The sequence below is a fragment of the Pedobacter sp. UYP1 genome, from assembly GCF_040547305.1.
In the GTDB taxonomy this organism is placed as follows: Bacteria; Bacteroidota; Bacteroidia; order Sphingobacteriales; family Sphingobacteriaceae; genus Pedobacter.
In genome coordinates, this window is sequence record NZ_JBEPPL010000025.1 from 1 (window position 1) to 12,035 (window position 12,035).

A 12,035-nucleotide genomic window follows, 5' to 3' on the forward strand; every position below is an offset into this window, starting at 1 on the left:
ATCCCCTTTAAACCCCTTTTCACCGACTGTTCAAGCTCTATTGTGGCTGGGTTGTGTTGCACTTTGATACGGACTTCAAACGGAGTTGATACGGGTCGAAGCGTTTCAACCCCGTATCAACTCCGTTTAAAGTCCGTTACAACCTGCTGGAGAACATAGCCAGTAACTTGCCTGAAACACCAGAAAACAGGGGCACAACATTTCCCATTCATACTCCAGCACCGTCTCAATGTCGGTCTAATACACTACAGCGACACTTCTATTCCTTTATTTGTACCCGAATCAACTCGCCCAACAAGGAAACTCTAATGCTTTTGCCTGAATCATTTCTCTTACCGACTAATTTTAACTGCATTTCACCCAGATCCACCAGATCATATACTATATAAGTATGTATCACCCCTTATTCAAATCGTCTAAAACCAAAACTTAAAAGACATTGCCTGTATTCTATTAATTGACTGTTTCGCCTGTAATCAAGTAATCTTTATATAGTATAGATACCATGCATAAATCAATTTGACCTGCACTCTTTCCTGACCATAATAAATAGCCTTATGTTCCCCCCTATATCGGCCACAATTTCTTTCTTATCAAAAGGATCAATCCTCCCCAATTTCATTCTACATAATCTTTTTAATAATCCCGCTCAACTATCAATATCATCATGCCATCCATATAATTTCTACTCAGGATTGAATTGTTCAAATCAACAAGCAATACTTCCTATACAACCAGGCAGCCTCATGCTGTACATTATAAATTCAAATATTTACACCTTCCACTCACAATAATCCCACAGAACCATCGTTATTAAAGACTAAATTACATCGTAATACCAGCTAATTCACCAATTTCAACCTCTCGCTTAAACAAATTATCGCTATATTCACCAGTGAATTCTCTCCTTTTTTAGCCAGTAATTAATCAGATAACCGCTTCCAGAGAATTTATTTGTTAAAATATGTTAACAGCTTGACTTATAAAAAGGCTTTATATAGCTTAGCGGTCGATTATTTTTAATTGACGTTATCGTATTATTAACTTATCTTTGCACAATGTTTAAAATTAAACACGTTTTTATACTAAGTTTTACTGTTATTGCCCTGAGTATTGCAGGTTGCAAAAGCCGTTTTGAAAAAATCAGGCTCAGCAATGATGTAGCCAAAAAATACCAGGAGGCAATAAAACTATATAACAAGAAGGATTATTCAAAAGCCCTTATCTTATTTGAAGATCTTTCTCAGAAATATAGAGGAAGAACTGAAGCTGAAGACTTGAATTATTACTACGCTTATACTTTATATAGACTAAAAGATTTCACTACTGCACGTTATCAGTTTAAATACTTCGCAGATACTTATCCAACAAGTAAAAACGCTGAAGAATGCAGGTATATGGGCGCTTATTGCTATTACCTGGATTCTCCTGAATATACTTTGGAACAGGAAAACACATATAAAGCAATTGATGCATTACAGTTGTTTATCAACTTATACCCTAAGAGTGAGCGCGTTGCACAGGCAAGTCAGTATATTACCGACCTGCGTGCTAAACTTGAATTAAAAGCTTATACCAATGCAAGACTATACTATGATTTGGGTGGATATGATATCTCTTACTTTAAATCATCTGTAATTGCCTTGAAAAATGCAGAAACTGATTTCCCTGATATCAAGTATGTAGAAGATATGGATTTACTGATCGTTAAATCACAGTATTCATATGCTAGAAATAGCTATGCATTCCGTCAGGAAGACAGATATAACGAAGCAATTGGTTATGCAAACGAATTTATTGAAGCCCATCCTGAAAGTAAGTATATTGCTGAAGTGAAAACGCTGAAAACAAATAGTGAAGATGGAATAGCAAATGCGAAGCAATTAATGGCGCAGGATGCTAAACTAACCGCGAAATATAGAGCATTAATGGAAAAAGATGCAAAAAAAGATACTACTACGATTAAAACCCCCAACCCATAATGAATACGAATAAACCCGCAATACCAAACACTACGGTAACAAGAAATGTAAACGATTTAGATCAAAAGACCCACAACATTTATGAGTCTTTAGTGATTATTTCTAAAAGGGCTAATCAGATTTCAAATAACATGAAAGAGGAGTTACATGGCAAATTAGCTGAGTTTGCTTCTTCTAATGATAACCTGGAAGAGATCTTCGAAAACAGAGAACAAATTGAAATCAGCAAGCACTACGAGCGCATGCCGAAACCAAGCCTTATTGCGATTGATGAGTTTCTGAATGATAAAATTTACCACAGAAATCCAGCTAAAGATTCACAATAAAATCTGCATAGGTATTATATAGCATAACCATTTGCATTAATAAACCATGCTCAAAAATAAAAACATTATCCTTGGCGTTTGCGGCAGTATTGCAGCATATAAGTCCGCAGTATTAGTCAGGCTCCTGATTAAGGCTGGTGCAAACGTCAAGGTAATTCTTACAGCCGATGCGGCAAACTTCATTACGCCGCTCACTCTTGCCACCCTATCCAAAAATCCTGTTTACACTAAATATTTCGAAGAAGAAACCGGAGTATGGAGTAATCATGTTGAATTAGGACTCTGGGCAGATTATATGATCATCGCTCCGGCCAGTGCCAACACTATTGGTAAAATGGCAAACGGACTTTGTGACAACTTGCTGACTGCCGTATATCTTTCCGCTAAATGTCCTGTCTTCTATGCTCCGGCAATGGACCTTGACATGTGGAGACATGAAAGTACAAAAGACAATATTCAGAAACTGCAAAGCTTTGGCAATACTATGATCTCCCCGACAAGCGGAGAACTTGCCAGTGGTTTGTATGGAGAAGGACGAATGGCAGAACCGGAAGAAATTGTAGCTTATCTTACAGCTACCATCAAAAAAGGTCTTCCCCTGCTAGGTGTAAAAGTAATGGTCACTGCAGGCCCTACTTACGAACCAATAGATCCAGTTCGCTTTATAGGCAACCACTCTTCAGGAAAAATGGGTTTTGCCCTTGCTGATGAAATGGCCCGCTTAGGAGCAGATGTAACTTTAATCAGCGGCCCTACTGCGGAAAAGAGTACACAGCAGGTAAACAGAATAGATGTAACTACAGCCAGCGAAATGCTCGAAGCTTGCAAAAGTAATTTCGGGGATAGCGAGATCACAATTATGAGTGCTGCCGTTGCAGACTATACACCTGTTCATGTTGCTGCACAAAAAATAAAAAAAGCAACAGAGGAATTCAGCATTGAATTAAAAAAGACAACTGATATTCTTTTCACACTAGGTCAGACCAAAACCAAAGCGCAAATTCTGGTTGGGTTTGCATTGGAGACTAACAATGAAGAAGAACATGCAAAAGCTAAGCTGATCAAAAAGAACCTCGATTTGATTATCCTGAATTCTTTAAATGATGCTGGTGCAGGCTTTCAAAAAGATACAAACAAAATTACTATCTTTAATCAGTACTTAGAGAAAACGGTATACGAAGTAAAATCAAAAACTGAAGTAGCCAAAGATATCTGTACTGAAATATTAAAGCTGCGCCTTGCATGAAAAAATTCACTTCTCTCGTTATCGCTTCACTCTTCATTTGCTTAACTGGTTTCACTCAGGAACTGAACACCAGGGTAACAGTAACGGCGCCAACAGTGCCTAACATGAATAAGAAGAATATTGAGCTGATCCAGACTACGGTACGTGAATTTCTGAACAACAATAAATGGACTAATGAAACCTATCAGCCCCAGGAAAGGATTGAAAGTAATCTCGTGATTACAATCAGTTCGTGGGATGGAGCTTCAGGTTATAAAGCGGACGCACAAATACAGACCAGCCGCCCTATTTTTGGTACTTCGTATAACAGTACGCTACTCAATCTTAGTGATAAAGATTTCGATTTCAACTATAATGAAGGAGAACCGGTCAACTTCTCTGATCAGAATTTCCTGAGTAACCTGGGGTCATTGTTATCTTATTATGCTTATACGATCATCGGATTAGACAAAGACAGCTTCAGTAAGCTTGGCGGTACTCCATATTACCTGAAGGCTCAGAATATTCTAAATGTAGCCCAGGTGTCAGGTAATACCGGCTGGAAAGCTTATGATGGTCTGCGTAACCGATACTGGTTAAATCAGAATCTACTGGATAAGAGTTTTGAAGATCTAAGAATTTTCATCTATAACTACCACGCGAATACACTCGATCGTATACAGGAAAATCCGACCAAAGGCTGTCAGATGTTATTAGGTTTCTTAACTGACTTAAAGCAGATAGACAAGCAAAAACTAGGCTCAATTTTCCCTAATGTTTACCTGTCTACTAAAGCTGAAGAAATGGTAAATATCCTGGTTACAGGAAATACCCAGGACAAAATTCAAGCTTATAACTTGCTTAGTGAGATTGATCCTGCCAATATCAATAAATACGAAATACTGAAAAAAGGCCTTTAATTACCTGCTATATCCTTAATTGCCCCTTTATCTTATTTTTATAAAATATATTTTAGATATACGAATATATTCGTACATTAGTACTACGAAACAATTCGTAAATACAATATGTCCTTACAAAATACTATAAAACCAACCGAAAGCGAACTGGAAATACTTCAAATCTTATGGGAGAAAGGAAATTGTACGGTGAGAGAAGTGCACGAAATCCTGACACAACATAAAGAAGCAGGTTATACCACGACCCTTAAAATTATGCAGCTCATGCATGAAAAGGGATTAGTAAAAAGAGATACCAGTTCAAAGACACATATCTATAGTGCACTGGCCAGCCAGCAGAAAACACAGGAACACCTGGTTTCTAAATTAATTGACAATGCATTTAGCGGATCTGCAGCACGACTAGTGATGCAAGCCTTGGGAAATCATACTTCAAGTAAGGATGAGATAGAAGCGATAAAGAAATATTTAAATGATTTAGATTATAAATAATACTATGGAAGCTTTATTAAACAATCTTATACAGGCAACAGGATGGAGTATCCTGCATTCCTTATGGCAGGCCGCACTCGTATATGCACTGCTTTTACCAAGCCAGATGCGTATTTTCCGGCTAAAAGCCAAGCTTAAATACAATTTAGCTTTTGCTGCCAATACGATTATATTTATTTGTTTTATAGCAACTTTCTTATCTGTATTTAAATGGCCGGCAGCTCAGCAGAGTGTATCAACTATGCAGATCATCACAGATACCAATCTATTATCTCATTCCTTTTTATCTGCAATCCTTGTTCCCTATGCGGAAAAAATATTTCCTTTCCTTGTTTTGTTGTATGGTATTGGCTTGCTGATCCAATCTGTTATCGTTTTCAAAGGATACAACAAAATACAAAGCCTTAAAAGAGCAGCAAGAATCAGTATTCCTGAAGAATGGAACCTTCTTTTTGAAGCCTTAACTAAAAAGTTAAATATCAGCAAACACGTTTCCTTTCATTTGTCCAACCATGTTAATGTTCCGCTTGTGATCGGTTTCTTCAAACCTGTTGTGCTTTTTCCGGTAGCCTTGGTGGCACAAATGGAGATGAAACACATAGAAGCCATACTCATTCATGAACTCTCTCATATCAGAAGAAACGATTACCTGTTTAACTTGGTCAGGACATTGATTGAGACCATTTTATTCTTCAATCCTTTTGTGTGGCTGACTGGCAAATTCATAGACATAGAAAGAGAACATGCTTGTGATGATCTGGTGGTTGACCTGACCAATACTCCATTGACCTATGCACATGCGTTGCTGCAATTAGAATTACTGGCTGATCAAAGTTCGCCTGTATTCGCCCTGGCTGCAACAGGAAAAAATCAACATCTCTATCAGAGAATTAAAAGAATCACAGCTATGAAAACGAACTACATGAATTCAAAACAAAAGCTTTTCGCAGTGGCATTGACACTGACCACTATCATTTCATTGGCATGGATCAATCCTGCAAGGAGTGATCAACAGTTAAAACGCTCAAAACTATCAAAAGATACCGCACTTTTATCTCCTTCGCTACAGTTACCTATAGACACGGGAAAAAAGAAAATCAAAAAGGTATATATCTTTAAAAGTTCTGAAACACCTGATTCTATGGTGATACAGGGTCCGGATAGTTTAGCCCTGCGCCATGTATATATTAATCACAATATGCCTGAGCCTCCTGCGGTTATTATGCCCCCTGCACCTCCTGCCCCACCAGCAGTACTCGGTATTGAAGTAGATTCTGTTTTAGGACATGAGTTACCAGTTACGATGATCAATTTCACTGCAGATATTAAAGACCTGGTTGCAGCTAGCTTTTCAGCAAATGAAAGCAAAATAGCAAGTATCGAAGCCCGTATAGCACAAAAAGGAAAGGAATTAGAGCGAATATATAATTCCCCGGCAGAAAAAGCGAAATGGGAAAAGTATGGTGCTGAAATGAAAGCTAAATATGATAATCCTGCGGAAAAAGCAAAATGGGAGAAAATGGCCAAAGAAATGCAGGCTAAATATAATTCTCCTGAATTCAAAGCGAGAATGAAAAAACTTCAGCAACAAGCAGGCATACAAGCGTTGAATGCACAAAAAATGATTAGCTCTCCAGAATTCAAAGCAAGAATCAAGTTAATGTCTGGTGATAACCTTTCAAGAGTAGTCTTCCTGAATGAATCAGAAGAACAGCAAAAGCTTAAAAAAACAGCAGAGTATCAAGAATTGAAAAAGAAATTTGATGAGGATGTGGAGAAGCTGAAAGCTAAAGAGCAGAAAAAAGACGATAATTAAGTACATGATCAGATTATAAAATATTTAAAACCTTAATACACAAATGACCGCAGCGGCCGAAGAAACATCTTCGGCCGTTTTTTGTTAAAAAAGAATAAACGTCAAATGACTTAGTTTTCATAATTTAGCAATCAAATATGCTACAGAAACTTTCTATACGTAACTACGCACTGATCGATAGTGTCGATTTGGAACTTGATAAAGGTTTAAATATCATTACAGGGGAAACTGGTGCTGGAAAATCTATTATGCTGGGTGCATTGTCTTTGATTTTAGGACAGCGTGCAGAGACAAAATATTTTTTCAATCAGGCGAAAAAATGTGTCATAGAGGGGCAGTTCAGACTTTCGGGTTCAGGACTGCAGCCTTATTTTGAAGAATTTGACCTGGATTATCAACAGGAAAGCATTCTGAGAAGAGAAATTTCTATTGATGGCAAGTCCAGGGCGTTTATCAATGATACGCCTGTAACGCTGTCGGTGATGAAGCAGATCGGAGAAAAACTGATTGATATCCATTCTCAGCATGCCACATCAGAAGTAAATGATCCTGGCTTTCAGTTATCTGTTGTAGACACCCTATCGGATCATTTGCCCCTGCTCACTCAATACAGGTTAAAATTCAGAGAATATAAAAAGAATCTTCAGCTGTTGATTAATATGCAAACTTCGGCTGATGAAGCCAGAAGTAAACAAGATTACGAACAATTTCTATTTAATGAGCTGGAAACGGCAAATTTACAGGCAGGAGAACAAGCCGCGCTGGAAATTGAAATGGAAGCCTTGAATCATGCTGAAAGTATTAAAAGAGGTTTATTGAATGGCCATGTTTTACTGGATGGCGAAGAAACAGCGGTACTTCCTATCTTAAAGGAAGTAATTAACCAGATCCAGGCTATAGAGAAATTCAATCCTGCTTATAGTGCGATGAATGAACGTTTACGTTCGGCAATGATAGAGATCAAAGATATTGCAGAAGAAACAATAGTACTGGAAGAAAATATTGTGTACAGCCCGGCGAGGATTGACGAAATTAATGTCAGGCTGGATACTATTTATACCTTACAACAAAAACACCGGGTTACGTCGGTTGAAGAACTACTGGCGATACAAAACGAACTTTCAGATAACTTAAATACACTTTTAAACAGTGATGAAGAGATAGAACGCTTAATCATTGCAATTAATAAGCTAAAGGTTGAGTTGGAAAAGATAGCAGATACGTTATCAAAAAACCGCAGCAAAGCAATCAGTGTTGCCCAGAAACAAGTTGGTGAAATATTAATCCGTGTAGGTATGCCTAATGCAAAGATTAAAATTGAGCAGACTGTAGTGGAAAATTTAAATAAGGATGGGAAGGATATGATCTCCTTATTATTTTCTGCGAATGCTGGCCAGGCACCTGCCCCGGTAGGCAAAGTAGCTTCCGGTGGTGAGCTTTCCCGCTTAATGCTTGCTATTAAATCGATAATATCAAAACATACTTCACTTCCGACCCTGATCTTTGATGAGATTGATACAGGTATTTCTGGCGAAACAGCGCTTCGGGTTGGAGATGTAATAGGTGAACTGGAGCAGAATATGCAGGTTATCTGTATTACCCATCTCCCGCAGATTGCTGCCAAGGGTGAAGCCCATTACTTCGTATATAAGAAAGAAGAGTCAGAAAGGACGACTACTGGTATCCGCAGGTTAAACCCTGAGGAACGAATTTTTGCTATTGCTGAAATGCTGAGCGGCAAAAACCCGGGAGAATCGGCTTTAAAAAATGCACAGGATTTGTTAAGCTTCAAAAACTAAGAGGCAATAATATTTCTTTTCGAAGCGTTATCACAGACAAATCGTGCTGATCATTAAATAATAAAAATAAAAAAATGTACAATTTATTAAAAGGTAAAAGAGGTATCATTACAGGTGCCTTAGATGAGAATTCTATTGCTTGGAAAGTTGCAGAGAAAGCACATGAAGAAGGCGCAACATTCGTTTTGACTAACGCGCCAATTGCTATGCGTATGGGTGAAATTAACAAACTTGCGGAAAAAACAGGCTCACAAATTATCCCTGCAGATGCAACCAGTGTAGAAGACCTGACTAATTTATATATCAAATCTCAGGAAATCCTGGGTGGTAAAATAGACTTTGTGCTACACTCTATTGGAATGAGCGTTAACATCCGTAAAAAGATCCCTTATACTGAATTAAACTATGATTATTTTCAAAAAGGAATAGATGTATCAGCTTTATCATTTCATAAGATGCTTGCTGTTGCAAAAAAACTGGATGCAATTAGTGAAGGCGGCAGTGTGGTTGCTTTAACTTATATGGCTGCACAGAGAACTTATCCATTTTATACTGACATGGCAGATATTAAAGCGATGCTGGAATCAATCGCCAGAAGCTTTGGTTATCACTATGGTTTAGAAAAGAAAGTCCGTATCAATACAGTATCTCAATCTCCTACAAAAACAACAGCTGGTACCGGGGTTAAAGGTTTTGGAGATTTCTTTGATTACGCTGATAAGATTGCACCCCTTGGAAATGCAGATGCAGCGTCTTGTGCAGACTACTGTATTACTTTATTCTCTGATCTGACACGTATGGTCACCATGCAAAATCTTTTCCATGACGGGGGTTATTCTTCTACTGGTGTAAGTGATGAAGTCATGCACAGGTTAGGTGTTGATACTGAGGCTTAAAACGCAATTAACAGCCAGAAATATAAGCTTCTGGAAGCTATTCCATTAATTAACGTTTTTTAACAAATTCAAAGCCCTTAAAGGGCTTTTTTTATTATCAAATAACCAGCAGATCAGTTAAATTAGCTCCATGATTAAATATCTCTTTGGGACAGTCTTGCTTTTATTATTCTGCCTGAACACGCATGCACAAAAGTTGTATACAATTAGTGGACAAGTAAAGGATAAAAAGGGAGAAACATTGCCCGGAGCCGGTATTTATCTGAGTGGGTATACCACTGCCACTGTTACAAATAATGACGGTCAGTTTACCTTGTCCAAGATAAAACCAGGGTCGTATGAAGTGGTGGTACAAATGATGGGTTACCTGCCCTATAGTAAAAGCGTAATCATTTCAGATCACGCGGTGAACATCACAATCACCCTGGCAGAGAACACTGTGCAGTTGAATGAGGTAGTGATCCGCGCTGATCCTGACAGGGAAAAGAACCTTAAATTGTTTGAAGATTTCTTTATTGGCCGCACACCAAATTCTGCCAAATGTAAAATCCTGAACCCGCAGGTTTTGTATATTAAATACGATGGCGATGCACGCGTATTAAGTGTAACTACAAATGAATTTCTGGTCGTCGAGAATAAAGCTTTAGGATACCGGTTAAAATACATGCTTAATCTTTTTGAATATAATTATAACACGAGGATTGTTTACTTCTCAGGCCTTCCGGTATTTGAAGATCTGAAAGGCTCTGGTAGAAAAAGAAGAACCTGGCTTAATAACAGAGAAATTGCTTATGCAGGTTCCCCACAACATTTCTTTCAATCTCTTTACCAGAATAAAGTAGAAGAAAACGGTTTTATCATCTACAAAAGGATTAAGACAAAAAATCCCAACAGGCCATCGGACGCTTATATTGCTTCAACAAAAGCACGGCTGATGAAAAGAATGCATGGAGCAAGCACTATAGGTTCTGTATTCAGCGATTCTCTGCTGATGATGCAGCGCCTCTACGACCTCCCTAAAGAATTTACGACTCTTGATATGTCGGGTGTAGCAACCGATACTTTAGTCAAGAGCATTTATCCCAATATGAAAACCATCAATTACAAAGATGAGCTCTATGTAATGTACACTAAGGAAGAAGAAAGCAATGCTTATTCCAATACTGGTCATTATGTAATGCGGCCTTTAACTATTCCCAATTATCAGATTTCAGTAGTTAGTATGCTAAAAGGCCCCGTTAGTTTTTATCCAAATGGTGCAATACATGATTCAAAAGCTATACTCTTTGAAGGCTTCTGGGCCTACGAGAAAATTGGTGATATGGTGCCAATGGATTATATCCCAATAAATAAAAGATAATTACCTACTCATAATTACTAAAAATATTAGTAATTTTAGGGATGATTTCAGCGGACAAGCCAGAAGAGCAATATTTGAAAGGGAGAGGCGCGCAATTTAACCCTCATAATCATTTCTTAGCCCACTCCTATGTCAAAGAGCATAGTGAGGGAATAGATGATTGGGAAAATGAAAACCATAAGACCAGCTTTATCATAGGCAAGTCTAAGACTATCATCAATAAAGTGACCAGCCCCGACGTGGGTATGGCTTATTCCCTCAACCCTTATCAAGGCTGCGAACATGGCTGTACCTATTGCTATGCCAGAAACGCACACGAGTATTGGGGTTTCAGTGCTGGTCTGGACTTCGAAAGGAAGATTATTGTGAAAAAGGACGCCCCACAACTATTTAAAAAATTCCTGGAGCGCAAAGGCTGGAATGCAGAAACTATTTCTCTATCTGGAAATACCGACTGTTATCAACCCGCAGAACGTGAGTATAAACTGACCCGTCAACTTCTGGAAATTGCCCTCGCTTATAAACAGCCTATAGGGATGATCACTAAAAACGCCTTGATACTCCGCGATCTTGATATTCTTCAGGAAATGGCTAAACTCAACCTCTGCCTGGTTTACGTTTCTATCAATAGCCTGGATGAAAAACTAAGACTGAAGATGGAACCCAGAACCACAACCGTCAGACAAAGATTAAAAGTTGTAGAAGAACTCAGCAAAGCCGGAATTCCGACAGGAGTCATGGTTGCCCCGCTCGTTCCTGGCCTGAGTGATCATGAAATCCCAAGTGTATTGAAAACCATTGCATCCTGCGGCGCAGAAAGTGCCGGCTATACCATCATCAGGCTAAACGGAGCAGTAGGGCCAATCTTCGAAGACTGGTTACGTCAGAACTTTCCCGGCCGTTTTGACAAAGTATGGCATATGATACAATCCTGCCATGGCGGAACAGTTAATGACAGCAGATTTGGAGAAAGAATGAGAGGCGAAGGTAATATTGCAAAAATGATCCACGACACCTTTAAACTGCATTGTAGAATCAATCATCTGAATCTTAAAAGAATACACCTTGACTCTGGTTTATTCAGTATTCCTAAACCACAACTAAGCTTATTCTAAAAGGATAGTCTTTTCTAAAGCTTCACCTGAAAGCGATAGTAAAGGTCTTTCCTGGTTTTTTTTAAACTAAGAAGGCCGCCCTTACAGGCAGCCTTTTATATTTC

Annotated in this window: 10 protein-coding genes; all 10 read left to right on the forward strand. The window is 38.4% G+C overall.

Features of this window, described 5'->3' with window-relative positions; genetic code table 11:
* Positions 1-1,058 precede the first annotated feature (1,058 nt).
* The 10 genes from ABIB30_RS26485 (at position 1,059) to ABIB30_RS26530 (ending at position 11,931) form a co-directional block, all read left to right on the forward strand.
* The gene (locus tag ABIB30_RS26485) at positions 1,059-1,982 is read left to right on the forward strand and encodes an outer membrane protein assembly factor BamD (protein WP_354306032.1); all 924 of its coding nucleotides are present in this window, start codon (positions 1,059-1,061) and stop codon (positions 1,980-1,982) included.
* A complete protein-coding gene (locus tag ABIB30_RS26490; RefSeq protein ID WP_068402985.1) occupies positions 1,982-2,308 on the forward strand; it encodes a DNA-directed RNA polymerase subunit omega in 327 nt (108 codons plus the stop codon). Before ABIB30_RS26485 ends, ABIB30_RS26490 begins: the two co-directional genes overlap by 1 nt.
* A gap of 46 nt (positions 2,309-2,354) precedes the next feature.
* Positions 2,355-3,554, forward strand: coding sequence for a bifunctional phosphopantothenoylcysteine decarboxylase/phosphopantothenate--cysteine ligase CoaBC (gene coaBC, locus ABIB30_RS26495; RefSeq protein ID WP_354306033.1), 1,200 nt, complete (start codon positions 2,355-2,357; stop codon positions 3,552-3,554).
* Positions 3,551-4,453 (forward strand): type IX secretion system protein PorD, encoded by a 903-nt coding sequence (gene porD / locus ABIB30_RS26500; protein ID WP_354306034.1) that lies wholly within the window; start codon positions 3,551-3,553, stop codon positions 4,451-4,453. The genes coaBC and porD overlap by 4 nt, the downstream gene beginning before the upstream one ends.
* A gap of 108 nt (positions 4,454-4,561) precedes the next feature.
* Positions 4,562-4,945, forward strand: coding sequence for a BlaI/MecI/CopY family transcriptional regulator (locus ABIB30_RS26505; protein WP_354306035.1), 384 nt, complete (start codon positions 4,562-4,564; stop codon positions 4,943-4,945).
* Positions 4,946-4,949: 4 nt separating this feature from the next.
* Positions 4,950-6,761: a M56 family metallopeptidase gene (locus ABIB30_RS26510; RefSeq protein ID WP_354306036.1), complete on the forward strand. Its 1,812-nt coding sequence runs from the start codon at positions 4,950-4,952 to the stop codon at positions 6,759-6,761.
* A 137-nt stretch (positions 6,762-6,898) separates the two neighbouring features.
* Entirely contained in the window at positions 6,899-8,560 is a 1,662-nt protein-coding gene (recN, locus tag ABIB30_RS26515) for a DNA repair protein RecN (protein ID WP_354306037.1), read from the forward strand.
* 74 nt (positions 8,561-8,634) lie between these two features.
* A complete protein-coding gene (locus ABIB30_RS26520) occupies positions 8,635-9,456 on the forward strand; it encodes an enoyl-ACP reductase FabI (protein ID WP_354306038.1) in 822 nt (273 codons plus the stop codon).
* 130 nt (positions 9,457-9,586) lie between these two features.
* Positions 9,587-10,816: a carboxypeptidase-like regulatory domain-containing protein gene (locus ABIB30_RS26525; protein WP_354306039.1), complete on the forward strand. Its 1,230-nt coding sequence runs from the start codon at positions 9,587-9,589 to the stop codon at positions 10,814-10,816.
* A gap of 41 nt (positions 10,817-10,857) precedes the next feature.
* The gene (locus ABIB30_RS26530) at positions 10,858-11,931 is read left to right on the forward strand and encodes a PA0069 family radical SAM protein (protein WP_354306040.1); all 1,074 of its coding nucleotides are present in this window, start codon (positions 10,858-10,860) and stop codon (positions 11,929-11,931) included.
* The last annotated feature ends 104 nt before the right edge of the window (positions 11,932-12,035 follow it).

Excerpts from the sequence above, each read along its gene's own strand:
- ABIB30_RS26485 (WP_354306032.1), top strand. The coding sequence starts at position 1,059 with ATGTTTAAAATTAAACACGTTTTTATACTAAGTTTTACTGTTATTGCC.
- ABIB30_RS26490 (WP_068402985.1), top strand. The coding sequence starts at position 1,982 with ATGAATACGAATAAACCCGCAATACCAAACACTACGGTAACAAGAAAT.
- coaBC (WP_354306033.1), top strand. The coding sequence starts at position 2,355 with ATGCTCAAAAATAAAAACATTATCCTTGGCGTTTGCGGCAGTATTGCA.
- porD (WP_354306034.1), top strand. The coding sequence starts at position 3,551 with ATGAAAAAATTCACTTCTCTCGTTATCGCTTCACTCTTCATTTGCTTA.
- ABIB30_RS26505 (WP_354306035.1), top strand. The coding sequence starts at position 4,562 with ATGTCCTTACAAAATACTATAAAACCAACCGAAAGCGAACTGGAAATA.
- ABIB30_RS26510 (WP_354306036.1), top strand. The coding sequence starts at position 4,950 with ATGGAAGCTTTATTAAACAATCTTATACAGGCAACAGGATGGAGTATC.
- recN (WP_354306037.1), top strand. The coding sequence starts at position 6,899 with ATGCTACAGAAACTTTCTATACGTAACTACGCACTGATCGATAGTGTC.
- ABIB30_RS26520 (WP_354306038.1), top strand. The coding sequence starts at position 8,635 with ATGTACAATTTATTAAAAGGTAAAAGAGGTATCATTACAGGTGCCTTA.
- ABIB30_RS26525 (WP_354306039.1), top strand. The coding sequence starts at position 9,587 with ATGATTAAATATCTCTTTGGGACAGTCTTGCTTTTATTATTCTGCCTG.
- ABIB30_RS26530 (WP_354306040.1), top strand. The coding sequence starts at position 10,858 with ATGATTTCAGCGGACAAGCCAGAAGAGCAATATTTGAAAGGGAGAGGC.